General features: G+C 55.6%; 22 protein-coding genes and 1 tRNA gene. 21 read left to right on the forward strand and 2 right to left on the reverse strand.

Features of this window, described 5'->3' with window-relative positions; genetic code table 11:
* Nucleotides 1–166: 166 nt before the first annotated feature.
* The 3 genes from HG15A2_RS05220 (at nt 167) to HG15A2_RS05230 (ending at nt 3016) form a co-directional block, all read left to right on the forward strand.
* A complete protein-coding gene (locus HG15A2_RS05220; RefSeq protein WP_145058514.1) occupies nt 167–739 on the forward strand; it encodes a CPBP family intramembrane glutamic endopeptidase in 573 nt (190 codons plus the stop codon).
* A 64-nt stretch (nt 740–803) separates the two neighbouring features.
* A complete protein-coding gene (locus HG15A2_RS05225) occupies nt 804–1190 on the forward strand; it encodes a VOC family protein (RefSeq protein WP_145058516.1) in 387 nt (128 codons plus the stop codon).
* Between the two features lie 749 nt (nt 1191–1939).
* The gene (locus HG15A2_RS05230) at nt 1940–3016 is read left to right on the forward strand and encodes an inositol monophosphatase family protein (protein WP_145058517.1); all 1077 of its coding nucleotides are present in this window, start codon (nt 1940–1942) and stop codon (nt 3014–3016) included.
* 252 nt (nt 3017–3268) lie between these two features.
* Here HG15A2_RS05230 and HG15A2_RS05235 read toward each other — a convergent pair whose 3' ends face one another.
* Nucleotides 3269–4795 carry a hypothetical protein gene (locus HG15A2_RS05235; RefSeq protein WP_145058519.1) on the reverse strand — a complete coding sequence of 509 codons (1527 nt, stop codon included), beginning with the start codon at nt 4793–4795 and terminating at the stop codon, nt 3269–3271.
* Between the two features lie 454 nt (nt 4796–5249).
* Here HG15A2_RS05235 and HG15A2_RS05240 point away from each other — a divergent pair, with 454 nt between their 5' ends.
* The 15 genes from HG15A2_RS05240 (at nt 5250) to carA (ending at nt 20145) form a co-directional block, all read left to right on the forward strand.
* Entirely contained in the window at nt 5250–5957 is a 708-nt protein-coding gene (locus HG15A2_RS05240; protein ID WP_145058521.1) for a redox-sensing transcriptional repressor Rex, read from the forward strand.
* Nucleotides 5958–6025: 68 nt separating this feature from the next.
* A tRNA-Gln gene (locus HG15A2_RS05245) sits at nt 6026–6097 on the forward strand.
* Between the two features lie 98 nt (nt 6098–6195).
* Nucleotides 6196–7191, forward strand: a complete 996-nt coding sequence (locus HG15A2_RS05250) for a 3'(2'),5'-bisphosphate nucleotidase (RefSeq protein WP_145058523.1) — start codon at nt 6196–6198, stop codon at nt 7189–7191.
* A 220-nt stretch (nt 7192–7411) separates the two neighbouring features.
* Nucleotides 7412–8227 carry a 30S ribosomal protein S2 gene (gene rpsB, locus HG15A2_RS05255; RefSeq protein WP_145058525.1) on the forward strand — a complete coding sequence of 272 codons (816 nt, stop codon included), beginning with the start codon at nt 7412–7414 and terminating at the stop codon, nt 8225–8227.
* 121 nt (nt 8228–8348) lie between these two features.
* Entirely contained in the window at nt 8349–9215 is an 867-nt protein-coding gene (gene tsf, locus HG15A2_RS05260) for a translation elongation factor Ts (RefSeq protein WP_145058527.1), read from the forward strand.
* Between the two features lie 165 nt (nt 9216–9380).
* Entirely contained in the window at nt 9381–10118 is a 738-nt protein-coding gene (pyrH, locus tag HG15A2_RS05265) for a UMP kinase (RefSeq protein ID WP_145058529.1), read from the forward strand.
* 281 nt (nt 10119–10399) lie between these two features.
* Complete coding sequence (gene frr, locus HG15A2_RS05270) at nt 10400–10960, forward strand: ribosome recycling factor (protein ID WP_145058531.1); 561 nt, start codon at nt 10400–10402, stop codon at nt 10958–10960.
* A 98-nt stretch (nt 10961–11058) separates the two neighbouring features.
* Nucleotides 11059–11274 (forward strand): type II toxin-antitoxin system HicB family antitoxin, encoded by a 216-nt coding sequence (locus tag HG15A2_RS05275; RefSeq protein WP_145058533.1) that lies wholly within the window; start codon nt 11059–11061, stop codon nt 11272–11274.
* Nucleotides 11271–11435 (forward strand): type II toxin-antitoxin system HicA family toxin, encoded by a 165-nt coding sequence (locus HG15A2_RS05280; RefSeq protein WP_218932336.1) that lies wholly within the window; start codon nt 11271–11273, stop codon nt 11433–11435. The genes HG15A2_RS05275 and HG15A2_RS05280 overlap by 4 nt, the downstream gene beginning before the upstream one ends.
* Before the next feature lie 214 nt (nt 11436–11649).
* A complete protein-coding gene (locus HG15A2_RS05285) occupies nt 11650–13575 on the forward strand; it encodes a peptidylprolyl isomerase (protein WP_218932337.1) in 1926 nt (641 codons plus the stop codon).
* Between the two features lie 295 nt (nt 13576–13870).
* Nucleotides 13871–15100, forward strand: coding sequence for an aminotransferase class I/II-fold pyridoxal phosphate-dependent enzyme (locus HG15A2_RS05290; RefSeq protein WP_246117888.1), 1230 nt, complete (start codon nt 13871–13873; stop codon nt 15098–15100).
* A 246-nt stretch (nt 15101–15346) separates the two neighbouring features.
* Nucleotides 15347–15781 (forward strand): GntR family transcriptional regulator, encoded by a 435-nt coding sequence (locus HG15A2_RS05295; RefSeq protein ID WP_145058539.1) that lies wholly within the window; start codon nt 15347–15349, stop codon nt 15779–15781.
* A complete protein-coding gene (locus HG15A2_RS05300; protein WP_145058541.1) occupies nt 15778–16719 on the forward strand; it encodes an ABC transporter ATP-binding protein in 942 nt (313 codons plus the stop codon). The genes HG15A2_RS05295 and HG15A2_RS05300 overlap by 4 nt, the downstream gene beginning before the upstream one ends.
* Before the next feature lie 102 nt (nt 16720–16821).
* Nucleotides 16822–18423, forward strand: coding sequence for an ABC transporter permease (locus tag HG15A2_RS05305; RefSeq protein WP_145058543.1), 1602 nt, complete (start codon nt 16822–16824; stop codon nt 18421–18423).
* A 597-nt stretch (nt 18424–19020) separates the two neighbouring features.
* The gene (carA, locus tag HG15A2_RS05310; protein WP_145058545.1) at nt 19021–20145 is read left to right on the forward strand and encodes a glutamine-hydrolyzing carbamoyl-phosphate synthase small subunit; all 1125 of its coding nucleotides are present in this window, start codon (nt 19021–19023) and stop codon (nt 20143–20145) included.
* A 140-nt stretch (nt 20146–20285) separates the two neighbouring features.
* On the opposite strand, the gene HG15A2_RS05315 is transcribed toward carA, so the two are convergent.
* Nucleotides 20286–22607: a VIT domain-containing protein gene (locus HG15A2_RS05315; RefSeq protein WP_145058547.1), complete on the reverse strand. Its 2322-nt coding sequence runs from the start codon at nt 22605–22607 to the stop codon at nt 20286–20288.
* Between the two features lie 281 nt (nt 22608–22888).
* Here HG15A2_RS05315 and HG15A2_RS05320 point away from each other — a divergent pair, with 281 nt between their 5' ends.
* The 3 genes from HG15A2_RS05320 (at nt 22889) to HG15A2_RS05330 (ending at nt 25966) form a co-directional block, all read left to right on the forward strand.
* Entirely contained in the window at nt 22889–24184 is a 1296-nt protein-coding gene (locus tag HG15A2_RS05320) for an adenylosuccinate synthase (RefSeq protein WP_145058549.1), read from the forward strand.
* 181 nt (nt 24185–24365) lie between these two features.
* Entirely contained in the window at nt 24366–25037 is a 672-nt protein-coding gene (gene uppS, locus HG15A2_RS05325; protein WP_391483918.1) for a polyprenyl diphosphate synthase, read from the forward strand.
* 5 nt (nt 25038–25042) lie between these two features.
* Nucleotides 25043–25966, forward strand: coding sequence for a phosphatidate cytidylyltransferase (locus tag HG15A2_RS05330; RefSeq protein ID WP_145058553.1), 924 nt, complete (start codon nt 25043–25045; stop codon nt 25964–25966).
* Nucleotides 25967–26234: the final 268 nt, after the last annotated feature.

A 26234-nucleotide genomic window follows, 5' to 3' on the forward strand; every position in this document is an offset into this window, starting at 1 on the left:
AATGTTGTTGGTAGGTTTTTTGGCACAAGGCAGGTTGCCTTCGGCTTACAGAGGGTCCCAGAAATTCGTGCTATTCGTAAGATTCGTGGTTGGAAGAAGCAGGTGAAGGTTATTGTCAGATACCCGGCGCGAGCCGGTTTAGTAGCAAGAAAACAGCCGTGAATCCATGCACAACGATGCCCCCACCAACCAGAATATTGCCCCCGTGGGGATCGTGTTCGAGCTTTCCCTGGGCCTAGCCGGGGCCCTGTTGGCAAAGTGGTTCGGACTGCCACTCCAGGACTGGCTCACTCCAGCAAGCGACTCCATTCTCCGGGGCGTGCTAGCCACCTTGCCCATGCTTGCCGGGCTGGCCCTGGCCATGCAATCGTCCTGGGCCCCGCTGGCGAACATGCGAGAGCGAGTACGAGCTCTCGTGACAGAGCTCTTTGCTGAGTCAACATGGCCCCAGCTAGCGGGCCTAGCAATCGCTGCCGGCGTGGGCGAGGAAATCCTCTTCCGCGGAGCCCTCCAGCCGATCATCAGCGAGTGGTCGGTGCCGCTTGTCGGCTTAGCCGTTTCCAGCTTTTTTTTCGGAGCCGTCCACGCCGCCACTCCCACGTACTTTGTGGTTGCCACGGTCGTGGGTTTCTACTTCGGTTGGCTTACCCAGCAGTACGACGATCTTGTAGCGCCGATACTGGCTCACTCGCTTTATGACTTCGTTGCGCTGGTGTGGTTGCAGCGGCGGGTTGCTTGACGGCAGCCGATCAGCAAGTATCGCGTTTTCCAGTTGGCGACACCAATGATTCCAAAGGACAATTATGACGCAAATTCAAGCAGTTGCACCTGTGTTGCTTGTACGCGATGTTGTGGCTGCGGCGAACTACTTTCGTGACCAACTCGGTTTTGCGTACGATCGCTTTTGGGGCGAGCCGTTTGATTTTTGTATGGTCCGGCGCGACGGACATACCGTCATGCTTAGCCAAGCACCGGAAGAGGCTGATCTTCAGCCCTATTGGCGTGTAGTTGACAAGATGTGGAATGCCTACTTCTGGGTAACGGATGTCGAGGCGATCTACGCCGAGTATCAACAAAGCGGCGCCAAAATCGACTACCACCTGGGTATCAAACCCTACGGGGTCAAAGAGTTCGGCATCCAAGACCTCGACGGCCACGATATTGCGTTTGGACAAGTGATTGAAGACTAGTCTCTTACCGTTTAACGAAAGCCGGAGGTTCTAAGCGCCAGCAGTGTCACCCTCCGCGCCAGGCATTAAGGAATCTTCTTATTGACGACTCGTCGCAGGTTCAGTTCCAGAGGTACTAGGAAAGAAGCGGAGAAAGCCCAAAGCTTAAATAGGAACCCAGGTAGTTGATCACGTGGCGGACCTCCGAATGTGACCAGTGCGGTTAACCGGAACTTCAATACGATAGCTGACAAGCCGTATAGATAGCAGCATATCAAAAATGATCTACTCGGCACGTTTCCTGAGAAGCAGAACAGCATCACCTCGCCGAACTATTCTCGGGACTTCCGGATCTTTGCAGGCGATTCAAAATCTGAGCAGAAGCGCAGCTGTAGTAGCCAGTCGCCGATTCTGCACGCTTTTGGTCACTCAATCCGCTAAAATGGGTTTGCTCTGTATTGTAGCCCGAACAAGCAATGCGGTGATGCGGCACTGAGAGGTGCAGCAACAATCGCGCGGAGCATCGTAAAGCAAAAGTCGATCCGGTTGTCGAGGGAGTTTTCGGGTAAGTCAATATACCGTAATGCTTTGTAGCGAGTGTGCAGCGCATTTGCCGCGGAGTTTTGCTCATGAAAACACGCCTTACGAGCAAAAGTGCAGAACTCACAAAGACGTGTTAGCTCGCAGCGTCCCGCTGCCGTGAGCGTTGTCCATTGTCATAAGCGGCATCGGGACGATGCGGGCTAACATTCAAAATTGGGTTTACAAAGATGCATGACCCAGAGCAGAAACAATCGGAACAACTTGACTGGCTCCTCGGCAAACTCCGAGTAGTGCACGACGCGATGCGCGATAAGCTGCTCATCGCATTCGAGAACCACGGCGAGGGCGTGCTCGCCACGATGGACGACCAAGCGGCGGCCAGCGAAGCCGGTGCGGGTGACATTGTGTTTCCCATTGATCGGGTCAGTGAAGAAGAGCTGATCGAAATGCTCAGTCGCGAAGTGGCGAGCGAGGTGCCTATCGTCGTGGTGTGCGAAGGGCTGCCAGGCGACGGTGTGATCGCCTTGCCGGCGGGAACTTCTGAGGAGGAAGCCGTTTGGCGGATCATCGTCGACCCGATCGACGGTACGCGGGGGCTGATGTACCAGAAACGCCCCGGTTGGATACTTACGGGCGTGGCTCCGAACCAAGGCGACAAGACTTCGCTGGCCGACATAGAGCTTGCTCTCATGACGGAGATCCCGTTGTTGAAACAGCATCTTGGCGATCAACTTTGGGCGCTGCGAGGGGGAGGGGCGCACGGTGTGCGAGTGGATCGGCTAAGCGGGCAAGCCCGGACGTTGGCGATTCGACCCTCGCAGGCGACGACTATTCGTCAAGGGTTTGCAACCGTGTGTCGGTTCTTCCCCGGCGTGCGTGATGTGCTGGCCGCGATTGACGATGAACTGATCGCTCGCTTGCTAGGTCCGCAGCCCGTTTGTGGAGAAGGTGGCGACGAAGCACGCGCATTTGAGGATCAATACGCTTGTACTGGTGGGCAGATTTACGGACTGGCGACGGGGCAGGATCGCTTTGTGGCTGATTTGCGTCCGCTCATGCAACCCATCGCCGACGAGCGTCAGCAAGGCCTGGGGCACTGTTGTCACCCTTACGACATCTGTACGGCGCTCATCGCTCAAGAGGCCGGGGTAGTGTTAAACGACCCACGCGGAGGCGAGTTGAACGTGCCGCTGGATACCACCACGAAAGTCGCCTGGGTCGGTTACGCAAATAAGAAGTTATACGAAACGATGGAGCCAGAGTTGAAGGCGATCCTGAGAGAGCGAGGGCTAATCAAAGAGTGATCCATCTCGCAAAACACCGTAGCCCCCAGCGCAAGCTGCGGGGTTCGAAGCGGAACCGAACTCGCAATTCAAAAACCCCAGCAGCTTGCGCTGGGGGCTATTAAAAATACAGAATGCTTGGGAACTCACCTACCAAAAAAACAGCGGCTCGATCTGCAATTCGCAAATCGAGCCGCTGAGGACTTTCAACTTTGACCAAGCTCTCTTCCACACAAAGGAAGCGGGCCTAGCTAAACCTTACTGCACTCAATACTAGTTGCAGCAAGGGCAGCAAACCGTGACTGGTACCTGCTTGCACACGATGCGTGGTACGCAACGGGTGACAGTGTAAGGTACTTTGCGGCATACAGTCTTGCAGCACTGAACTGTCTTCTGTTCGCAAACTGGCTTGCAAACGGTGTAGCAGACAGTCTTAGTGCGGCACTCAGGAACCATCTTGCATACCTTGTAGCAGCAAGTCTTGGTCTCAGGGACCATCTTGCATACTTTGTAGCAGCAAGTCTTGGTGCGGCATTCAGGAACCATCTTGCATACCTTGTAGCAGCAAGTCTTGGTCTCAGGGACCATCTTGCAAACTTTGTAGCAGCAAGTCTTGGTGCGGCATTCAGGAACCATGCGGCATACCTTGTAGCAGCAAGTCTTGGTCTCAGGGACCATCTTGCATACCTTGTAGCAGCAAGTCTTAGTCTCAGGGACCATCTTGCAAACTTTGTAGCAGCAAGTCTTGGTACGGCACTCAGGAACCATGCGGCAGACCTTGTAGTTGCAGGTCTTGGTTTCGCAAACGGTGTTGCAAACCTTGTAGCAAACGGTGCGGGTACGAGGCTCGCACACGGTCTTGCAGCATTGGATTTCCTTGGTGATGCACTCAGGCACCCAAACTCGCTTGCAGCAAGTCTTTGGGGGTGACTGGCAGGTTAGCGTCTTGCAAGGACCTGGGCAGTAAACGCAGCGGCATTGTGCTGGGTCGTACTGGAGGGTACCGGCTTCGCGAACCGTCTTAGTGAAGGTCTTGCCAGGAACGGTGTAGGATTGGTTTTCCCAGTGGCCGGATTGAACTTGGATGGTCTTCGTGTAAGGAACCTTCACGCGAACGTGGTAGGTTTCTTGACGCTCGCGGGTTTCCCAGACAGGCTTCTTAACCGTGTAAGTGCGAGTTTTGGTTTCCCAAACAGGCTTCATGACGGTGTAGTTTACCTGACGCTCGCGGGTTTCCCAAACAGGTCGGTTGACCGTGTAGGTGCGAGTCTTGGTTTCCCAAACCGGCTTGCAGACGGTGTAGGTGCGAGTCTTGGTCTCGTAAACAGGCTTGTGAACCGTGTAGTTCACTTGGCGTTGCCGAGTTTCCCAAACGGGCTTGCACACGGTGTAGGTGCGCTGCTTGGTTTCCCAAACGGGCTTGCACACCGTGTAGTTCACTTGGCGTTGCTTAGTTTCCCAGACGGGCTTGCACACGGTGTACGTGCGAGTCTTGGTTTCCCATACTGGGTTGTGGACGGTGTAGTTTACCTGGCGAGTACGTTGCTCAGGAACCATCCGGGTTACATTCACCACTTTGTCTTGCACAACTTGGTCGTAGACCGTCTTGTACTTGGTGATCGTTTTCTGTTCGTACACTTTGGTACGAACCGTTTTCATGACGGTGTGGCTGTGCTGCTGATTGCCGCTCGGCACACATCCGTTGTATCGACACGCTCCACAGTATCCAGCGCTGGCTGCAGCTTGCAGCAGTGCGAGGGTACAGAGGGCGAGAGCCGATACTCCTAGCTTTGCTCTCATTGCTCGTCTCCTTGGTTGAGTCGGAACTCGGTGTGAAAATGAATCGCCTGGTCAAAACGGGTAAGTTGGCCCGTCCTTAATTGATTCGGACCACACAGAGCCCCTGCCTTAGCTAGTTCGCGTGGTTTTCCTGCAACATCTAGAGTCCCTCGATGGCACAACCGCTATCACCCGAACGATGCATGTTGCCCAAACGAAACACCCTAGTCCGGGGGGAGCGAGCGTACCGGAGATGCAAGTCACTACGGAGATTCCAGCACTTGCGAATGCTCTGATTGTGACGAAACTGTCGGCTACTACTGGTTCTCAAGTTTTGGCGTAAATCCTTACCCAGTCAGGGAAACCGGCAAGAGGTACCACTTTGTTTTCGCTTGCTGGCAGCAAAGGAGTTGTCTAGAGTGAAATTAGACCGTCAGCGCGCCTCTTCTCATCAACGCCATCTCGCTATTAATGCATGAGTTCATCCAAACCCACCACTTCCCCTGTGTCTGTGCCTGAGGCGGTTGTCAACCGTCTCAGTATGTACTTGCGCGAGCTGCAGCACGTCGTGGCTGCGGGCAAGCCGACTACTAGTAGCAGCCAGCTAGGGCGTCGTCTCGGATTCACCGACGCCCAAGTCCGCAAAGACTTGGCCCACTTCGGTCATTTCGGGCATCCTGGCATCGGTTACCGCTGCCAGGAGCTCATCGACGCGATCCGCTGCATCCTGGGTACCGACCGCCAGTGGAAAGTAGCCCTAGTGGGCGTGGGTAACCTGGGGCGGGCGTTGCTTGGCTATCGAGGTTTCGATCCACAGGGCTTCGAGATCGTGGCCGCGTTTGACGCGGAACTGAGCAAGGTTGGGAACGAGATCGAGTCCGTGCCGATCTACGACATCGCTCGCCTGAGAGAAGTCGTATCCGCAAAGCAGGTCGAACTAGGAATGGTGGCCGTACCAGCCGAGCATGCCCAAGCAGTGGCTGACCAGTTGGTTGAGGCAGGCGTCACCGGCATTGTCAACTTTGCCCCAGTGACGCTCAAGGTTCCCGAAGGGATAAGCAAGGTGGGCGTGGACCTGGCTCGTGAGTTAGAGCAAGTAACCTTTGCTGTAGCCAACCGGCTCCGATCCGCGGAGCACGGTGCGGAGCTAGACCAGACAGAAGCCACCAAAACTGGCTCGTGAGATAGGCCTATTCCCGGCCAAGGGAAGCACGTACACTGGGACCTCTGGGACAACTGTCCCGAGACCACTACCCCGTGGTGTAATCGGTAACACTGCAGGTTTTGATCCTGCCATTCTAGGTTCAAGTCCTAGCGGGGTAGCTTGCCATCGTCGCGAGCCGGGTCGTCCCGCCCCCCGACCAAGTTCCCTTCTTGAACTGTTCCCTTCTCGAACTCTCGCGAAATCGACTATTTCATTTATGTTTGACACTCCCGAAGCTAAGTTTGCCGTCACTACTGTGCGCGAGGCGGCTCAAATCGCTCGCCGAGTTCAAAAAGAACTAGTCGTTGAGGCAATTGCCAAGGATGACAAGTCTCCGGTAACTGTGGCGGACTTCGCCTCACAAGCAGTCGTTGCGAAAAGGCTCTCCGACGCCTTCCCCGGAGAGGTGCTCGTTGGCGAAGAGTCCGCAGCTTCCTTGCGAACTGAGGAAGGCCGCGCGACGCTGGAGCAAGTCACGCACTTCGTTCGCCACGTTTTTCCCGACGCAACCACTAGAGACGTTTGCGAGTGGATCGATCGTGGCGCTGTCGAAACGCCCCCGCCGCGTTATTGGACGCTCGATCCGGTGGATGGAACGAAAGGCTTCCTGCGTGGCGATCAATACGCGGTAGCCTTTGCTCAAGTATCTAACGGTCAAGTCCAAGTCGGTGCTCTCGGGTGCCCAGAGCTCGAAGAGGGCAACCGTCCCGCCAAGAATGGTGCCGGTTGCGTCCTACTCGCAGTCCGAGGGCAGGGCACTGTCGTGCAAGCGCTCGATGCGGAGGAAGGTGCTGGCTGGACAAAAATTACTGTCAGTGATCACGCTGCGGAGGTAGATGCCCGATTGCTGTGCTCGGTCGAGAAAGCTCATACAGACACCGGCGGGATTGGGCTCTTGGTGAAGACTCTAGCCATCACCGCCGACCCCGTGCCCATGGACAGCCAAGCCAAGTATGCCGTCCTAGCTTCCGGAGCGGGTGATGTAAACTTGCGACTAATCTCCCCCAACATGCCCGACTATCGAGAAAAGGTCTGGGACCAAGCTGCCGGTTCAATCGTTGTGGAAGAGGCCGGTGGCCGCGTGACCGACCTCGATGGTAAACCGCTCGATTTTTCCCAAGGCCGCACACTGGCCGAGAATCGTGGGGTCTTAGCGACCAACGGCAAGCTGCACGACGCGCTGCTCACCGGCTTAAAGCAGATTGGCGCGTAGCCAGCCGGAAGGGGCAACGGTTCCTGCTGGTTGGGTGCTAGCGCCAATTGACGCATTTCGCGTAAACCGCTATTCTGCAGGGCTATCCAATGAGGGATCGGCCCCCTCCTTAGAAAGTTCAATTCACAAACAAGGCCGAAACCACACCAACGTCGGACGCCCAGACTGCCGCTCCCTATGGCAGTAGGGACTTAGCCGATGTGCCTTAAGGAGTTTTTTGATGTCTTCTGAACTAGTCAAGCAGCTGGTCGAGTCCGGCGTACATTTCGGCCACAGGTCGAGTCGCTGGAATCCCAAGATGCGGCCGTATATTTACGCCCGCCGCAATCTCATTCATATCATTGATGTTCGCGAGACAATCCGCGGACTGCTGCGAGCCAAGAAATACTTAGCCGATGTTGCATCTCGCAATAGCCTCATCCTGTTTGTGGGCACCAAGCGTCAGGCTCGTGAGACCATTCAAATTGCCGCCGACCGCTGCGGCATGCCTTTCGTTGCCGATCGCTGGTTGGGTGGAACGCTCACCAACTTCCGCACGATTCGCGATCGCCTCGGCCGCCTGGAAGAACTCGAAGCCATTCTTGAGGGCGAGGAGATCAACTCCTACTCCAAGAAAATGCAGTCCACGCTCAATCGCGAATATCGTAAGATCTATCGCAACCTCAACGGCATGCGCACCATGACGCGCTTGCCTGAGTGCTTGGTCGTGATCGATCCGAAGAAAGAAAAGAATGCTGTCAAAGAAGCTCGCAAGCTGGGCATCGCAACAGTCGCGCTTACCGATACCGATTGCGATCCAGACATGGTCGACCTGCCGATTCCCGGCAACGACGACAGCATGCGGTCGATCGAGCTAGTTCTTAAGATGCTGTCCGACGCAATCGCTGGCGGCAAAGCCGATTCGGCCATCGCAAGCCAGCAGCAATCAGAAGGCGACGACGCCAGTAGTGCTGCTGCCAAGGCAGCCGTCGATGCTCCTAAGGCTGCAGAGCCCCAGGCGGACGCAGCCAAGGAAGAAGCTGCTACTTCGGCTTAGTTTTCTACAATTGTCAGCCGGCATCGACACGATGCCTCTTTGTAGCATGGCATCGGGACGATGCCGTCTAATATTTTGCATAGCATATACAACCCAACACGTATTTGGAGCATTGAGATCGATGGCCGAGATCACCGCGGCAATGGTTAAGAAGTTGCGCGACGAGACGCAACTGCCGATGATGGAATGCAAGAAGGCTCTCAACGAGTCGGGCGGCGACATGGAAGCTGCCAAGCAGACACTCCGTGAAGCCGGCAAAAAGTTCATGGGTAAGCGACAAGATCGCATGACCGAGGAAGGCCGTATTGGCATTTACTCTTCGGTCGATGGCGGCGTCGGTGCCATAGTCGAACTTCAGTGCGAGTCGGCCCCTGTGGCTGGCAACGAGGAGTTTGTGCAACTTGCTAATGACTTAGCTCAACAGCTGGCAACTGGCCCGGGTGCTTCGACTCCCGAGGAACTCTGGAGCCAACCTTCGCCAAGCCAGAGCGGCAAGACACTGGAAGAACATCGCGACGAAATTCAAAACAAGATTCGCGAAGTATTCCGTCTCGCTCGTATGGAACGAGTTGATGCGGCCACTGGCGGTTTCGTCCACATGGCCAAGATTGGCGTGCTTGTGCAAGTCGAGGGTGGCAACGACGAACTGGCCAAGGATGTTGCCCTGCATGTGGCGGCAATGAATCCCAAAGCGGCGACGAAAGAAGAGCTTGATCAGGAAGCCGTCGAAGCGGAGCGCGAAGTCCAGAAAGAGCGTGCTCGTAGCGAAGGTAAGCCGGAGAATATCATCGAAAAGATGATCGAAGGCCGGATGCGGAATTACTACGCGGAGAACGTGCTTGAAGAGCAGGCCTTCGTGAAGGACGAGAGCACCACGGTTGGCAAGCACGCGGCTAGTGGCGGCATGAAAGTCGGCAAGTTCATCCGCTGGGAGCTTGGCGAAACATCCAAGGCTGAGGAGGCTGAGCCCGCAGGTGCGGCCAGCTAGGCAAGTTATCGTACTTTCAATAAGCCCCAAGTCGCGAAACCCGTCGGCTTGGGGCTTTTTTTATGTTCGATCGTCGATCAGAATCGTAGGGTCCGCTGTGCGGGCCATCTTTGTAGTCGACTCATTGGTTCGCACCGCGGACCCTAGATGCAAGAAACGTAATCCATGCCCGACACTCCCACACCTCCTGGTCCCTACAGCCGCGTGATCCTCAAGCTTTCTGGCGAAAGCTTTGCAAAGAAGGGCGAGCGGGGGATCGACATGGAGGAGGTCGTGCACATCGCGACGCAAACGTTCAGGGCTCAACAGTTGGGTGTTGAGATTGCCATCGTCATAGGTGGTGGCAATATCCTCCGTGGGGCGCAGTTTACCGCTGGCAACAGTAGCATTCACGAAGCGACCGCTCACTATATGGGCATGCTCGCAACGGTCATCAACGGCTTAGCACTGCAGGACGCTCTAGAGTCCGTCGGCTGCGAGACGCGACTCATGAGCGCCATTAAGATGGATGGCGTAGCCGAGCCGTTCATCCGGCGCCGCGCGAAGCGGCACTTGGAAAAGGGACGCATCGTTATCCTCGCCGGTGGCACTGGGGCACCGTTTGTGACGACCGACACAGCAGCAGCTCAAAAGGCGTTGGAGCTCGAAGCGGACATTTTGTTGAAAGCCACTCGCGTCGATGGCGTCTATACTGCTGACCCGGAGAAGGACGATTCAGCAACCATGTATAAAGACCTAAAGTATGTAGACGTCCAACAGCAGAACCTACGCGTCATGGATCCCACAGCAATCGCCCATTGTATGGAGCACAACCTGCCAATCATGGTGTTCAACTATCGCGAAGACGGCAACATTGAGAGGGCCGTGCGTGGGGAAACACTTGGCACAAGAGTCACGAGTTAATCGATACTTGCAACCATATTGTTTTGAACCACAGAGGTCACAGAGACCACGGAGGTTCGTTACGGGACCATTTTGGGGGTACTATCATTCTCCGACATTCGAACGATAACCCCTGCTATTGGTTGCAATGAAATCTTTTCTCGCTTGGCAGAGCTATCACAAAACACTATTCGTATGAAGTGAATCTAATAGGCATCAGACTAGGCTAAAACTATCCAACAAACCTCCGTGTTCTCTGTGCCCTCAGTGGTTCAAAAGAGAACTCTATTCAGGTAACCATCATGTCCCCCGACGAAATTCTCTTAGATTCCGAAGATCGCATGGAAAAGGCGATCTCCAAGTTCAAAAACGACCTCACAGGTATTCGCACGGGCCGGGCAAACCCTGGGTTGGTGGATTCGTTGCGAGTAGACGTGTACGGTTCGCCCACGCCGATCAAGCAGATTGCCTCGGTCAGTGCCCCTGAGCCACAGCAACTGGTCATTCGCCCGTTTGATCCCTCCACGATCAAGGACATCGAGAAGGGAATCATTGCTAGCGATTTGGGCCTTGCTCCTAACAACGATGGCAAAGTCATCCGGCTGAACATACCGGCCCTCTCGACCGAAGTTCGCAAGAGTATGGTCAGCCGTACGAAAGAGCTAGCTGAAGAAACACGCATCGCCATTCGTAACATTCGTCGTGACGGTAACAAGCATGCCGACCAAGCGGAGAAGGATAAGGAACTGGCCGAGGACGACTGCAAGAAGCTCAAGGACGAGATTCAAGATTTGACCAAGAAGTACGAGGGGCAGGTGAACACCGCAGCCGAAGCGAAGGAAAAAGAGGTGATGGACGAGTAAATCCACTGAGGGTGCCGAAAGGCGTATTGATTTATCCCCAGAGTTTGAGCCGTGTATAATGAAGTCACTGCCCGCCCCTTATTTAGCTGGCAATCTATATGGTAGCTCCAACTTACAACGCCGCGATTCGTCAAGATGGTCCCTGGTGGATTGGCTGGGTTGAAGAAATTCCTGGGGTCAACTCTCAGGGAGCAACCCGTGACGAACTACTAGAGAATCTGCGCGAAGCGCTATCCGAAGCGCTCGCTATGAATCGCGAGGATGCACGACGGGCTGCCGGTGATCCCTATGAAGAGGTTGCCATTCAACCGTGAAACGTCGTGATCTCATTAGACATTTGATGGATCACGACTGCGAGCTATTGCGTGAGGGCGGCAAGCATTCCTGGTGGGTCAAGCAAGACCAACTCGCGACGTTCCGCCGTGCCAAGGCACAAGGATATCTCCGACTACCTCGCACGGAAGATATGCCGTGACTTAGCCATGCCAGTAGTCTGACACCACGGTGAGCAAGCTCTACGGCTAACGACAGCTTTCCCCCTTTGTTTGAGTGCTAGCACCGTGCAACCCTCTATTGCAGGATTTACAATCACGCGCCTATACTCTTCGCCCTACCCCCGTAGATGACGTTGCTCAAGGAAAGAGCAAACGTAAGATCCAGTTTCATGCGTGTTTATGGAGAAACACCCGATGAGTCGTCTCATTTCCCGTGTCGATGTCACAGCTAGAAAACGCCCGCAGAATTGGAAGCGTCGCCTCGCGATGCTCGCCAGTGTGGGCGGAATTCTAGGAGTCGCCCTCTTGGTGCGAACCGGCGAGGGCGATCGCCCGGCCGAAGCTGCCCCGCGGGTGAGTCCACCCATGCAGGAGGAAGCTCCAGCGAAAGCCGAGCCACCGCAGCACGATGTCATGGCAATCGTCAACGGCCAAGACATCAGCCGTGAGAAGCTTACCGAGGCGTGTGTCACGCGGCACGGCAAGAAAGTTCTTGAGAGCCTTGTGAACAAGCGCCTCATTGAAAATCATTGCAAGAAACGCGGCATCACGGTTACCAGCGAAGAGATCGCCGCAGAAGTCGATCGTATGGCCAGCCGTTTTCAATTGGGCCGCGAGCAGTGGCTTGCCATGCTCGAAAAAGAACGCGGCGTTACTGCTCAGGAATACGCTCGCGACATCGTCTGGCCGACTTTGGCACTACGGAAGTTGGCGGCGGCAGACTTGACCGTCACCAAAGAAGAACAGCAACTGGCTTACGAACGCGAATACGGCGAGAAGATCAACGCCCGGTTGATTGCCGTGCGCGATGCTTCGCTTGCTCGCCAGATTCATAGCCAAGTCACTGCCGATCCCGAGTTATTTGCCCAGTTGGCCATTGAGAAGTCTGTTGATATCAACAGCGCTAGCATCGGCGGGCTCATCCAGCCGATAGCTCGTCACGTTGGCGATAAAGCCATTGAAAAGGAAGCGTTCGCTCTTCGTCCGGGTCAAATATCTTCAATCATTAAGGTGGCTGACCAATTTGTGATACTCAAGTGCGAACGTCGCATCCCTCCGCGTCAGGCGACTCAAGAAGAATTCGAAAAGCGGGTCGTAGAGCGAATCAGGGACGAGAAACTACGCGAAGTGGCCGGCGTACTCTTTAGCCAACTACAACAAGCAGCCACGGTGCAAAATGTTTACAACGATCCGCAACTTCGCGAGAAGATGCCGGGCGTCGTTGCTACCGTGAATGGCGATCGCGTCACGATGAAGCAACTCGGAGCAGAATGCCTCGCCCGCCACGGCGAAGAAGTTCTCAGCGGGGTCATATCACGCACCATGCTCGAACAGCATCTCAATCGCGAGGGCGTGAAAGTCACCGAGGCTGACTTGCGATCCGAAACTCGCCACGCGGCAGAACTTGCCGGAGTAGTGGACGAGGCCGGTGAGGCGGATGTCGCCAAGTGGGTCGAGATGGCCACGGCCCAACAGGGCGTGACTCAAGACCAATACTTCCGCGATAGCGTGTGGCCTTCAGCTGCTTTGAAGAAGCTTAGTGAGAAAGATATCAAAGTTGAGAAGGAAGATATCAGCAAGGGGTACGAGGCTAACTACGGCGAACGTGTGCGTTGTCGCGCCATCGTCATGGGCAACATGCGACGTGCCCAGGAGGTTTGGGACAAAGCACGTCAGAACCAGTCGCTCGACTACTTTGGCGACTTGGCGGCTGAGTACTCGATTGAACCCACCAGCAAAGCGCTCCGCGGCGAAGTTCCACCTATCCAACGCCACGGCGGGCAGCCTCAGATGGAAGAGGTTGCCTTCAAGCTGGCCCCTGGGCAGCTTTCTGGCATCGTTCAACTGGGCGATAAGTTCGTGATCCTCCGCTGCGAAGGCCGTACTGATCGCGTGGAAGTCGATCAAGAGAAGGTGCGTGAAATCCTTTATCGCGACATCTACGAGAAGAAGCTGCGAATTGCCATGAGCGAGAAGTTTGAACAGATTCGCGAAACATCGCGGATCGACAACTACCTAGCCGGCACGAGCGTTGCCCCGGCGGAGAAGGGCCAACAAGCCACTGGTCAAGCAAAACTGCATCGAGACAGTGCCGTTGAGCAAACAAGTACGCGGTTTTAGGAAAACGACTTCTTAGCCAATCAACCCCAGCGGCTTGCGACAGGGGCTATTGGTGGAGAGTAGGTAGACCCTAGCCCCTGGCGCAAGCCGGGGGTTTTTCACGCGCAGGTTCCCTACGCTGGTGAACCTAACTCCGGTATAATCGCTCCTATCGCACAACCCCAATCGCCACTGACCAGCGGGAAGCGTTAGCGCCTTGATTCAGATGTAGGGTCCGTTGTGCGGACCACTCCGAAGAGACCGCGTTCACGTAATCGCTAGCCACAGCATGGTCCGCACAGCGGACCCTACGACCATGTCCCAGCCTGAATCTGATACGCCTTTCAAAATCGAATACGCCCAGCGTGTGAATCGTCTGCCGCCTTATCTGTTTGGGCGCATCAACAAGATGATCTATGACAAACGCGTTTCCGGGGACGATGTCATCGAACTTGGCATGGGCAACCCGAGCGATCCGCCAGAGGACATGGTGATTGAGAAGCTGGTCGAAGCGGCCCGCGATCCAAAGAATCATCGCTACAGCAAGAACAACGGCATCGCCAACCTGCGCCGCGAAGTGGGGGCGAAGTACTTCAAGAAGTACGGGGTGAACGTCGACCCCGATGACGAAGTGATGGTTTGCCTTGGTAGCAAAGAGGGCTTCTCGCACATGTGCCTCGCGCTGATGGGCCCCGGCGATACGGCTATTGTGCCGGCACCGTATTTTCCCGTGCACGTTTACGCTGTCGCACTTGCTTCAGGAAATGTCATTTCGCTGGACGTCACTAACAGCGATAAGTTCCTGTCAGACATTGCTTACACGTGCGAGACGCTTTACCCAAAGCCGAAGTTGTTGATTCTGTGCTATCCGCACAATCCTTCGAGCGTGGTTGTCGAACAAGCGTTTTTCGACGAGGTCGTGAAGCTCGCCAAGAAGTACAACCTGATGGTGATCAGCGACTTTGCTTATGCGGACGTGGCATTTGATGGTTACAAGCCGCCAAGCTTTTTGGCGAGCGAAGGGGCAAAAGAAGTGGGCGTCGAATTCACCACCATGAGCAAGGGCTACAACATGGCTGGCTGGCGCGTTGGTTTTTGCGCCGGCAATCGGCAAATGATTACCGCCTTGGGAACGATCAAAGGGTACTACGATTATGGCATGTTCCAGGCGATCCAAATTGCCGCGATCGTCGCCCTGCGCAATACGGACGCGGCCGTCGAAGAACAATCGCGAATCTACCAAGGCCGACGCGATGCTCTTTGTGATGGCTTGGTGCGACTCGGTTGGGAAGATGCGCGGCCCAAGGCCGGCATGTTCGTCTGGCAGCCCATTCCCGAGCCGTGGCGTTCGAAGATGAGCACGATGGACTTCGCCATGATGCTGCTTGAAAAAGGCAACGTGGCGGTAAGTCCCGGTAGCGGCTTTGGCCCCGCAGGTGAGGGCTTCTTGCGCATGAGCCTCGTTGAAAACGAAGAGCGCCTGCGACAAGCAGTGCGGCACATCAAAACCTGCCTGAAGGACGAGAGCGTTGAGGCAAGTGTCTAGAAATTCAGACATCGCTCCGATTCTGCAGCGAACAAGAGCCGCGGAATAACATCCCGCCGGTGCGTACAGGCACGGATTCTTTCTAAGCATTTCTCCCGCGACATGCTTATGTCGCCGCGACTCTCTTTCTTTGAATTGACCCTAGAGCAGGATTGCCAGGAATTTCCTTGACACTATTTGACTAGTGTTATACAACAGTAGTCACTTGGCTATTCCCTTGTTTTGCTGTCTTTTGGCGTCCTAGGCATGTTTCTTCGCATCGAAAAAGGCTCCGCGGTGCCGATCTCTAAGCAGATCGAACAGCAGATTGCCACGCGTTGCGCGGCAGGCACGTTGAAACCGGGCGAGCGGTTACCGTCTGTGCGGGAGATGGCTCGCCAGCTGAGCGTGAATCAAAACACGGTGCTCCGCGTCTACGAGCGACTGGTCCGTGATCTCATTCTCGAGATGCGGCAAGGGCAGGGCACTTTTGTAGCTGCCGATGCCCAATTTAGGGCCACCTCCGGACATCGTGAGCGACTCATCGAGGAGCTGCGACAACTCTCGCGACAGGCACTCGGATTGGGCCTCACCAACGAAGAAATTCACCAACTGCTTGATGCAGCGCTCGAGCAGTTGCGCTCGCTAAACAACTCTTCAAGTATCTCCACAAGTAAGCAGACCAAAGAGGTCACTTCATGAACGAATCCTATCGGGACAAACCGGCGATTGTGCTGGAGGGTGTCACCAAGGCATTTCGTCGCAACCAAGTGCTTGCGGGCGAAACATTTACCGTGGAACGTGGTAAGACGTTTGCGTTCTTGGGGCGCAACGGCGCGGGCAAGACGACCACGATTCGTATGTTGCTCGGGCTGCTCATGCCGGACAGCGGCAAAATGCGTGTGCTGGATTGCGACCCGGCTACCGACCCCATCGAAGTGCGCCGCCACGTGGGCTATTTGGCGGAAGACCAGCAAATGTACGGCTGGATGACCGTGGATGAGATCTTGCGTTTTGTGGCACCGTTCTATTCGACCTGGGATCACGACCTCGCATTGAAGTACGTGCGCGAATTCGATTTGCCGTTGAACCAGAAAATTAAGACGCTCTCAAAAGGGCAGAACGTGCGGCTGGGCTTGGTGCTGGCACTGGCGCATCGTCCTGAGCTGGTGATTCTCGACGATCCGGCACTCGGGCTCGACCCGGTGATGCGTCGCCAATTCAATCGCGATTTGATTTCGCACCTGCAGGGCGAGGGACGCACGGTTTTCTACAGTTCGCACCTCCTCTACGAAGTCGAACCGGTTGCCGATGAGGTAGCCATCTTGCATGAAGGGCGAATTCTAAGGCAAGCCGACACAGAAACGCTCCGACGCGACGTTAAGCAATTTGTGCTACCAACCGACTTGATTCCGCGAGTGCGGGATGAGTTCGCGCTGCTCGACTCACAAACCCATCGCGAAGAAACGGTCGTCACGGTAGAGAATGCCGCGGCTGTGGCGGCACTATTGCAACGCGAGGGTCTTGAGCATCGCGTCGTGGAACTGAACCTCGATGAGATTTTTGAAGCCTACGTGGCTGGCGATCCGAAGGCCCGGAGGGCAACGACAACCGAAGAACAGGAAGCGGTGGAAAGCTAGCTGATTGTAGTACGACTCTCCGAGTCGTTTTCCGACAACCCACGACACGGAGTGTCGTGCCACACTAAACAAACCCGTTGATAGCCTGTAGCCAATACCACCATGAATACACCCTGGCGAACTCTGTTGTGGAAAGAACTGTGTGAGCAGTGGGCCGTGGCGCTGGTGTTGCTCATCATACTCCTCGCAGTGCCACCGCTCATTTCGCTCACCGATCTCGACAGTATTTACTTTGGTGTCTCGGGAACGGTAATGCTTGCTGTGCCGATGATTGCGGTGTTCATTGGAATGGGAATCGCTTCGGGCGAGCACTCCCGCGGAACGATTGACTTCCTCCAAGCGTTACCGGTTGCCACTTCCAGGCCTGCAGCTGCCAAGCTGATCGTGGGATTGCTGTCTCTGATTGTTCCCGTGGTTCTTGCGGTCGGCGTGTTCACCCTGTGGCACGAAATCGCGCCGCGTGTGATATCCAACCCTTCCAGGCTCACTCAAATGCATGGGCTCGTACCAAGACCGTGGGGCATTCGCCATTTCTTTGTTGGCACTGGAGTTACCGGCATACTTCTCTCGGCAAGCTTACTTATCTGGACGGTTGCGGTAGGCGCGAATCGTAAGGATGAAATTAGCGCGGGAGCATGGGCAATTGGTGTGATTGTAGGCATTTACGCCATAGTCATGATACCACTGGCGCTGCTCCGAGAAAAATTCGGAACTGTGGCGTATCAAACGGTTGATCAGATTTTTGATCTTATATTACCTGCCTTTCCCGGCGGCGTGGCATTCGGTGAAAGCCAGGTATTCTACTTAGGTTCCAGTTGGACTGGTCGCTTCGGCTTGCCACTGGTGGTAGCTATTCTCAGCCACGGGCTACTGATTTGGGCTTTCCTGAAACGCTACGGACGAGTTGCCAGTAGTGATAGTCAGTCGGCAGTTCCTACAACAACGGCTAGCCAGCGCGGTTGGCTCTCCGCCCCGAGGCGTACGCGATTCACAGCAGTCGCCTGGAAAACCTGGAGAGAGCTAGCGCCGCTTCTCATAGTTGGGGTAGCAATCACTGCTGGAATGGTAGTCTTGTACAGTATCACTGGCGTACGCAACATCGCTGGCCCTGGTAGCGATTGGCGAGAGTTAGTGTTTGCGATTTGGGTTATGATCGGAAGCTTTGTTGCGATAGCACTCGGAATCGGAACTATTCGTGAAGACTTGGAGCCTAGTTTGCATACGTTCTGGAGATCTCGACCCACTTCGCCAGACGGATGGTTTTGGACTAAATTCTGCTTTGCGGGAGTCATGCTCCTGCTTGTGGGCTACGTTGCCGCTTGGTTGCATGCACAGCATGGGTACGAAGTTGCGGAAGCAGCGTTCGTAGCGGAAATTGGCCAAGAGATTCCGGAATCAGCGGAAGCAATGTACCGACGATGGGCTCCCGCCATTGGGGTCGTTCTCGTACACCTTGGCCTCTACATCGGTGGCGTCCTGCTGATGATTCTGGTGCGAAGGCCAGTTTTTGCAGCGGTTCTCGACGCTGGGCTTATGATAGGTCTGGGTTTCCTCTCAGAGTACGTCTTTCGTTGGATCGGCCCCACGGATTGGAACGGTCTGGTCATCGGTATCCCACTAGTGATGCTGTGCATGCTCGTAGCGGCGCTTCTTGCGTGGCAAGCTTTCAAGAAAAACTGGAGCTTGGAACGCTGGCTGCGCTAGCCAACTCACAAGAAGGCGAATAGCCGCGACCTAACAGGTCGCCGGGAATTTGCTCGTTAAGACTCTATTCCCTTGCACACCGGCAGCTCGTTGAGCCGCGGCTATTGGGGTGTGAGAAGATGGGAGTTTTGAGCAGGGGCAAATCCCACGGCGTGCAAGCTACGCGGCTAACGGTGCTTAAAGAGTCTCGTCGCCAACCCGATCCCCCCAGCTACCTGATTTCCTAATGCCTATCCCCCTAACCACCTATAAAAAAAGGGCCCTTGCTCGCCAAAGCAAGGACCCTTCAATCTGTATTAGCTGACCCGTCTGGTGGTTGCCTCGGCCAACTTGTGGCCGCAGGGAATCACAGCATGCCGGAGACCCTCAGCTGTAAGGTTAGTCATCGGCTTTCAAGCAGCGGTGCTTTAATGGGTTGTCGCGTGGGCCGCTAGTTGCTGGGCGTTAGGCGCTAGTTCAGGTGTGCGGAATGAATTATGTTTAGGCTATCTGTGCCCCGCTAGATTCGGGGTCTAAAAGGGCGAGACAGTCTCGAGCTTGTACGCCCCAACGCTAAAACCAACTACCAGCGCCTAGCGCCCAACAACTAGCGCCCCAATGACCGCTAAACTTGCTCTTGAAGATGGAACTGTATTCACCGGCACTTCGATTGGTGCTGAGGGAGAAGTCGATGGCGAAGTGTGCTTCAATACTTCGATGACAGGCTATCAGGAAATATTGACCGATCCCAGTTATCGCGGGCAGATCGTCACGATGACGTATCCGCAGATTGGCAACTATGGTGTGAACGAGAGCGATCTGGAGAGCGAGAGGCCGCACCTTGCGGGCTTTATTGTTCGCGAGCATAGCCGCGTAGCGAGCAACTTCCGAAGTGAAGGTTCTTTGGCAGATTATCTCAAGGAGTGGGGCGTCGTAGCGATTGAGTCGATAGACACACGCGCACTTGTTCGCAGGATTCGCTCTACGGGTGCGATGCGCGGCGTGCTTTCAACGACGGACCTCGACGATGAAAGCCTCGTTGCCAAAGCCAAAGCCAGTCCTGGGCTCGTGGGCCGCGATCTCGTGAAAGAAGTCACCCCCGAGATGCCTTGCGAGTGGCAAGAATCGGTGAGCGATTGGACGCACCTTTCGAAGGCGGAAGGCGGAGGGGAGAAGGCGGAGGGTCCTCACGTGGTGGCTCTCGACTTTGGTATGAAGTGGAACATCCCGCGGCACTTGTACGATCAAGGGTGCCAAGTCACCGTGCTACCGGGTACGTCGACCGCTGAGGAAGTGCTTGCCCAAGAGCCCGATGGGATTTTTCTTTCCAATGGGCCGGGCGATCCGGAGCCGCTCACGCAGGCGGTAGAAACCATTCAAGGCGTGCTCGGCAAAGCGCCCGTGTTTGGCATTTGCCTAGGGCACCAGCTGCTATCGCTTGCCTGCGGGGCGAAGACCTTCAAAATGAAATTTGGCCATCGTGGTGGCAACCAGCCGGTGCAGCGTCTGGAAGACGGCACGGTGGAGATCACCTCGCAGAACCACGGCTTTGCCGTGGATGAAGAGTCGCTGCCCGATTGTCTCGAAGTCACGCACCGCAGCCTCAACGATGGAACCATCGAAGGTGTACGGCACCGCGAGCACAATGCGTTTAGCGTGCAGTACCACCCCGAGGCGTCAGCGGGGCCGCATGATAGCCATTACTTGTTTGCGGAGTTTCTGAAGGCGGTTGGGACGATGTAAGATAGCGCATCGTGTCATTCCGACAGGTGTCTCAGCACCGGAGGAACCCAGTTTGGACTCTAGTTCGCGTTGGCAACCGCCAACAACTTGCAACCGGATTCCTCAGTCGCTCGGCTCCTTTCGGAATGACATTTTAGTCTCTACCAGCTGTAGGTCTTCCCATCAAGCTTCACCACGACGGCATCCTCAATCGCCAAGTAGGGTGTCGCTCGCTTGCCGAGTCTTTTGGCCAGGGCGAAGTATTCGGGGCTGAAGCGTTCGATTGCCTCGGCTTTCTTTTCTTCTTCCTCAGTCACGGTCGAATCAACCCAACGATCAGCGCGGCGGAAGAAAGTTTTTCTGCCGAGTGAGAATACATTATTAGCCAACTTCTGGCGGCCTTCCTTAGCGTCGTAGAAGGTGGTTCCGCGTCCGCCGGAGGCTGAAAGTTTTTCAGTCTCGGCTGGAGCCATTTCTCCGCCGTAGCTTCCACCTCCGCCAAATGCTCCACCTCCATAGCCGCCGCCTCCTGACGCCGCCTTGGCGCGCTTGAACGCGTTTTTCGCAGCGCGTTGATTGACGCCATATTCGCCAGCTACTGTGTCTAGCTCTGCGAGTTGCTCATCGGCCTGAGCTTGTAGGCGAGAGAGATCGCGAACGTCACTACTCTCGTCCGCCAAGAACGATGTGTAAGGCGTCAGGATGCCGTACTGTGTGGCGAGGGCGACCAGTTCGTCGATGAGTTCTTGATTCTTTCCATGCAGGTCGATCTGGTCGATGATCTCGCCTACGCGTCGCGTTGCCCACAGCTTCGCGACAAAGTTATTGGAGTCGTCAGGGCTGCTGGCGATTAATTCTGCGGGGAATTCAAACGACTTTGCCTCTCCATTGATTGAGCCGCTTAAAGTCACCTTTGCAGCTCCACCTTTGTGGTAGCGACCCACGATGACGGATTGATCACCAGCGAAGAGGTCAAATCGAATGCCGGGATAGATGCGAGAAATATTGGTGTTCGTTTCGTTGCTAGCACCATCAATTTCGAGCGTGAGTAACACGTCCGTCATCACGGGCGTGCCGATGCGGCGATAGAGCTTGCTGACGGCGGCTTCGATATCTTCGTTGGGTCGCACGTACTCGCTTTGGCCGTGGTTACCCGCAGAGAGCTTATCCAGCAGGCGGCTGTTCACGTCGTAGCCCACGCCAAAGGAAAACAGCCGGGCACGTACTTTGTTGGCGGCTGCTGCGTGCTGGGCGATTTTCGCCTCGTTCTGCTCACCCGCAGTGGGTAGGCCATCGGTCAGGAAGATCACATAGCTTGGGCGATCTCCATCCTTGAGCATTGCCAGTGTTTGCGTGAGAGCTGCATCGATATTCGTGCTGCCGCCGGCGAACAGGCTGTTCACAAAGCCAATTGCCGCATCGCGGGTGTCGGATGTGAATTTCACAAGCTCCGGTTTAAAAGTCGAAACTGCGCTGTCGTACGCCACAATATTGAACAGGTCGCCCTCACGCAGATTATTTAGCACGAACTTGAGCGCTCCGCGCGCCTGCTCGATTTTCTTTCCACTCATGCTGCCGGAGCGATCCACCACGAATACAACGGTCTTTGGGGTAGGTCGAGCCTCTTCAATTTGTAACTTGGGACTAGCAAGCAACAGGAAGTAGCCGGGCTCTCCAGCATCGGGTTTGTAGCTAATGAGGCTTGCGCCAATGTCGTCGCTGGCGGAGTCGAAGAACAGCCGAAAGTCAGCGTCTGGGATGACGTTCTTTTGCTCAACGGTCACGACGGCCTGCTTGTCTGAGGGGCGCTGGACCTTCACCTCGTGCGTACCAGAATAAATGTTCGTGATAGGAGTTTTTCCGTTGATCGCGACTCGCAGCTTCAATTTCTCTAGCGGTTTCGCTGTGTACTTGGCTGTGCTTAACGGGAATAGGAAGTCCGTGAGGCCGTGTGACTTCCGCAAGAGCTGCGTATAACGCAAAGTGACAGTGCGTTTCTCTCCTGCGGGGATTGGGAACACGCTCGTCTGGAAAAGTCCCGTGCCGATCCATTCCAGCAGTGCCGGGTCCTTGTTGCTTTTGACGATCGCTTCGTAACGCTGGCGAGCTTCTTCCTTGGTGAGTAACTCCGCTTGGAATTCTTTGTTGCCCACCATCAAGGTGAGTTGGTCGATCGCGCCATCGTAGGGCAGTGGGAATACGAAGCTCGCCTCAAGCTGTCGCTGGCCCGTGTTCACAAAGGTTTGTGAAACTTGCACTGTGGCGATGGAGCCCTCCAGCGAGGCGTTGACCTCGAGCGACTCGATCTTGTAACTCGTCTGCGTTGCTTCAACGCCCGGGACTGGGCGTGGAAAGGGCCTGGGCAGGCGAAAATTTACTGAAGTGCGGGTGTCAACTAGCACGCCCTGGGCGAAGCCCCACGAGGGGGCCGATAGAACGGCTAGCATGGCGAGCAGTAACGAGCAAGGAGAGAGACGGTACATGAGTAGGCTCCAGAAGCGTCAGGAATTTGGTTCTTAAGACATCAGACGCTCGTGCAGCGGAGGAAGTTCCACAACATTTAGCTCGAATTTTATAGTGACAAACAGCCGCGGGCCAACGTTCTGCTGAAGAATTGCTCGCAGGTGTAGCAAATTCTTGTGTACCGGCAGTCCATTGGCCCGTGGCTATTGTCTCCTCACTCCCCCACTGCCCTCTGCCGACTTCTTCCACTACAATCGCCCGTTTGCCAATCGATCGACGTTTTTAGTGGAGAATGCCGCAGATGGCGGGCACTTGTATAATTGGGTTGCAATGGGGCGATGAAGCCAAGGGCAAGATCGTTGATCTGCTTACCCCTCAGCACGAATGCGTGGTCCGTTACCAGGGCGGGGCCAATGCGGGGCACACGGTTGTCGATGGCGATAACGTGTACAAACTCTCGCTACTGCCTAGCGGCGTGCTCACGCCGGGAGTTACCTGCGTGATTGCTGGCGGAGTGGTCCTCAACCCAGCTAAGGCGATCGAGGAGCTCGACGAGCTTGCTAGTCGCAATGTCGAGGACAGCGACAATCTGAAGATCAGCGATCGCGTGCATGTGATCTTCCCGTGGCACTTCGCCGAAGATGTTGCCATGAACAAGAACACGTCCGATGGTGAAGACATCGGCACCACCGGTCGGGGCATCGGCCCGTGCTATCGCGACAAAGTAGGACGCTCGTATGCTATTCGTCTTGGAGACATGTATCGCGAGACTTTCCCCGATCAGGTTCGTCATAATACCGCTGTGAAGAACAAGATCCTGGCAGCCATGGTCGACGATGCTTCCAAATTCGAACCGCTCGACGCAGAAGCGATTATCAAAGAGTACACCGCCTATGCGGAGCGTTTGCGTCCCTACATGGCAGACACGACGGACTACCTGCTCGATGTGGCGGATTCTGGAAAGAGAATTCTTTTTGAAGGAGCTCAGGGCGCGTTGCTTGATGTCGATCACGGCACTTACCCGTTCGTGACTAGCAGCAACAGTTCGGGCGTGGGCGTGGCCAATGGCTCCGGCGTGCCTAGCAAGCACGTGGATAAGGTCATCGGCATTGTGAAAGCCTACACAACGCGCGTCGGCGGCGGACCGTTCCCTACGGAACTGGACAACGAGATTGGCCAGCGGATTCGCGACCAGGGCAACGAGTACGGCACTGTGACCAAGCGCCCCCGACGCTGTGGTTGGCTAGATGCGGTAGCCGTTCGTTACACCTCGCGGCTGAGTGGCGTGGATACGGTCTGCTTGATGCTGTTGGACGTACTAAGTGGTTTTGAGGAACTCAAGATCTGTACGGCTTACAAGCTCGACGGCCAAGTAACCCAGCGTTTTCCCAGCCATGTGGACGACATACGCCGCGTTGAGCCCGTGTACGAAAGCCTACCCGGCTGGAGCGAAGATGTGACCGGGGCTCGCGCGATGTCCGACCTGCCAAAGAACGCTTTGGCTTATATTGACCGGGTGAGTGAAATCATTGGCCTGCCGATCGAGATGGTTTCGGTAGGACCTGACCGGGCTCAGACGATACCGACAGGAAAGTAGGCAGTGAGCAGTCGGCAGTATGCAGTGGTGACTCAACGAGGGTTGTATGCCTAAAGAACGCAATACTGACGATCTGTTCGGCAAAGTGAGCGATGGGGAACTGCCGCCTGCCGACAGCCCCCTGCCGACTCTCCTTTCCGACATCCCCCGCGAGCGCTTCCCGCGCCACATTGCCGTGATCATGGACGGCAACGGTCGCTGGGCACAGCGGCAAGGGTTACCGCGGATAGACGGCCATCGGCGTGGCGTGGAGAGCGTCCGCCGCACGAGTGAGGAATGCACGCGTCTGGGCATGGAGCAACTCACGCTGTACTGCCTTTCCAGCGAAAACTGGAAGCGACCGCAGCAGGAAATCGACTTTCTGATGCACTTGCTCGAGCAATACATGATCGAAGAACGCACGACGATCATGGAAAACAATCTACGAGTGAGAATGATCGGCCGACGGGAAGACATCCCAGACCAGGTTCTCAAGGAACTCGACAAGACGGTCGAACTGAGTAGTACAAATGACGGCATGTGGTTGAACTTGGCGATCAACTACGGCGGGCGGCGCGAACTGGTTGATGCGATCCAGAAAATCGCCGCTGACGTAGCGTCGGGTCAGCAGAGTGTGGAAGCGATCAGCGAGCAAACCGTCAGCGAGAATCTCTACACGGCAGGGCTAGACGACCCCGATTTACTGGTTCGGACAGCCGGCGAAATGCGCATTAGCAATTTTCTCCTGTGGCAGATCAGCTACGCAGAGATCTGGGTCACCGAAGCCTGTTGGCCCGAGTTCGACGAAGCGGCATTGCACCAAGCGATCGCGAGCTTTGCCGGGCGAAATCGGAAGTTCGGGGGACTAAATTAGCTTCCATGCTTCGCTGGCGAATACCACTGGGCATCCTCTTTGTTGCGATCCTAGCTGCGCTGGGCTACGCAGATGCTCATGCTGGCAGGCCCGGGATCTACCTCGCGCCGCTCGCTGTGCTACTGAGCACGTTGGCAACCGGCGAGATGCGAAGGTTGCATAGGAGTGGACAGTCGGCAGTGGGCAGTGAACAGTCGAGTAGACCCGACTCGACAGGTGGCTCGGTGATTTACTTGGCAACGTTGCTCCCCGTCATCGCCAGTTGTGCTCCGTTAGCCTGGAAGGATTACCCGACAGACTGCCCAGTGGGCCGCCTCGGCTGGTTGGCACTCGGATTGCTTGCCGGTTTGCTTGTGATCTTTGTCGATGAGATGCGACGCTACCCAAGTGAAGAGAAGTCCATCCCCTCGTTAGCCCGCGGTACTTTGTGTGTACTCTATGTCGGCGGATTGTTCGGCATGATTGTGCAATTGCGATTGCTTCCTGGCACTGAAGCACTCCCCGGCGGTAAGCGTGGCCTTGTGGCACTGCTTACGATGATCGCCATCGTCAAGGCTAGCGACATCGGGCAGTACACGTTTGGGAGGCTATTTGGCAAGCACAAGCTGGCTCCAGCACTCAGTCCAGGAAAGACCATCGAAGGAGCCTTAGGTGGCATAGTGACTGGAGTAGTCGTTGCCGCGCTACTGGCGAAGGAATCGCTCTTCGGGAACAACCCCTCGCTTGTCGTCTTGGCCGCCTACGCCGTTCTGGTTGTCGTCGCGGGAATCCTGGGCGACTTGGCCGAGTCGCTCCTCAAACGCGACGCTAGCGTGAAGGACTCCAGCGATTGGCTTCCCGGGTTCGGCGGGGTGCTTGACCTGGTCGACTCATTGCTCTTCGCCGCTCCGGTGGCTTACTTCTTCTGGGTGAGCGGTTGGTTGGCGTAGCCGGTAGTTCCAGAGCAAGTACGCCGGGGGCTAGGATTCTTGCATTGGGATTCTTGCATTGAGATTCCTACACAGGGTTTCTAGTCTGGGGCGACGTTTCCCATCAGGGATTCCTGGTCTAATCTCTGCAATCGCTACAAAGTGAAGCTAGCAAAGCCTTTACGTTGTTGTGTTAATAGCCGGGTGGCCTCACGGTGGGGCAGTCAGGTATATTTGCAGGTAGCTCCCGGCAATGCGACTCGTGCCTTGTGCGGAGCCAACACCTACT

The organism is Adhaeretor mobilis (genome assembly GCF_007741515.1).
GTDB classification, from domain to species: Bacteria; Planctomycetota; Planctomycetia; order Pirellulales; family Lacipirellulaceae; genus Adhaeretor; species Adhaeretor mobilis.

Bases quoted from the DNA above. Each gene is read 5' to 3' on its own strand.
- HG15A2_RS05220 (WP_145058514.1), top strand. From the start codon at position 167: ATGCACAACGATGCCCCCACCAACCAGAATATTGCCCCCGTGGGGATC.
- HG15A2_RS05225 (WP_145058516.1), top strand. From the start codon at position 804: ATGACGCAAATTCAAGCAGTTGCACCTGTGTTGCTTGTACGCGATGTT.
- HG15A2_RS05230 (WP_145058517.1), top strand. From the start codon at position 1,940: ATGCATGACCCAGAGCAGAAACAATCGGAACAACTTGACTGGCTCCTC.
- HG15A2_RS05235 (WP_145058519.1), bottom strand. From the start codon at position 4,795: ATGAGAGCAAAGCTAGGAGTATCGGCTCTCGCCCTCTGTACCCTCGCA.
- HG15A2_RS05240 (WP_145058521.1), top strand. From the start codon at position 5,250: ATGAGTTCATCCAAACCCACCACTTCCCCTGTGTCTGTGCCTGAGGCG.
- HG15A2_RS05250 (WP_145058523.1), top strand. From the start codon at position 6,196: ATGTTTGACACTCCCGAAGCTAAGTTTGCCGTCACTACTGTGCGCGAG.
- rpsB (WP_145058525.1), top strand. From the start codon at position 7,412: ATGTCTTCTGAACTAGTCAAGCAGCTGGTCGAGTCCGGCGTACATTTC.
- tsf (WP_145058527.1), top strand. From the start codon at position 8,349: ATGGCCGAGATCACCGCGGCAATGGTTAAGAAGTTGCGCGACGAGACG.
- pyrH (WP_145058529.1), top strand. From the start codon at position 9,381: ATGCCCGACACTCCCACACCTCCTGGTCCCTACAGCCGCGTGATCCTC.
- frr (WP_145058531.1), top strand. From the start codon at position 10,400: ATGTCCCCCGACGAAATTCTCTTAGATTCCGAAGATCGCATGGAAAAG.
- HG15A2_RS05275 (WP_145058533.1), top strand. From the start codon at position 11,059: ATGGTAGCTCCAACTTACAACGCCGCGATTCGTCAAGATGGTCCCTGG.
- HG15A2_RS05285 (WP_218932337.1), top strand. From the start codon at position 11,650: ATGAGTCGTCTCATTTCCCGTGTCGATGTCACAGCTAGAAAACGCCCG.
- HG15A2_RS05290 (WP_246117888.1), top strand. From the start codon at position 13,871: ATGTCCCAGCCTGAATCTGATACGCCTTTCAAAATCGAATACGCCCAG.
- HG15A2_RS05295 (WP_145058539.1), top strand. From the start codon at position 15,347: ATGTTTCTTCGCATCGAAAAAGGCTCCGCGGTGCCGATCTCTAAGCAG.
- HG15A2_RS05300 (WP_145058541.1), top strand. From the start codon at position 15,778: ATGAACGAATCCTATCGGGACAAACCGGCGATTGTGCTGGAGGGTGTC.
- HG15A2_RS05305 (WP_145058543.1), top strand. From the start codon at position 16,822: ATGAATACACCCTGGCGAACTCTGTTGTGGAAAGAACTGTGTGAGCAG.
- carA (WP_145058545.1), top strand. From the start codon at position 19,021: ATGACCGCTAAACTTGCTCTTGAAGATGGAACTGTATTCACCGGCACT.
- HG15A2_RS05315 (WP_145058547.1), bottom strand. From the start codon at position 22,607: ATGTACCGTCTCTCTCCTTGCTCGTTACTGCTCGCCATGCTAGCCGTT.
- HG15A2_RS05320 (WP_145058549.1), top strand. From the start codon at position 22,889: ATGGCGGGCACTTGTATAATTGGGTTGCAATGGGGCGATGAAGCCAAG.
- uppS (WP_391483918.1), top strand. From the start codon at position 24,366: ATGGACGGCAACGGTCGCTGGGCACAGCGGCAAGGGTTACCGCGGATA.
- HG15A2_RS05330 (WP_145058553.1), top strand. From the start codon at position 25,043: ATGCTTCGCTGGCGAATACCACTGGGCATCCTCTTTGTTGCGATCCTA.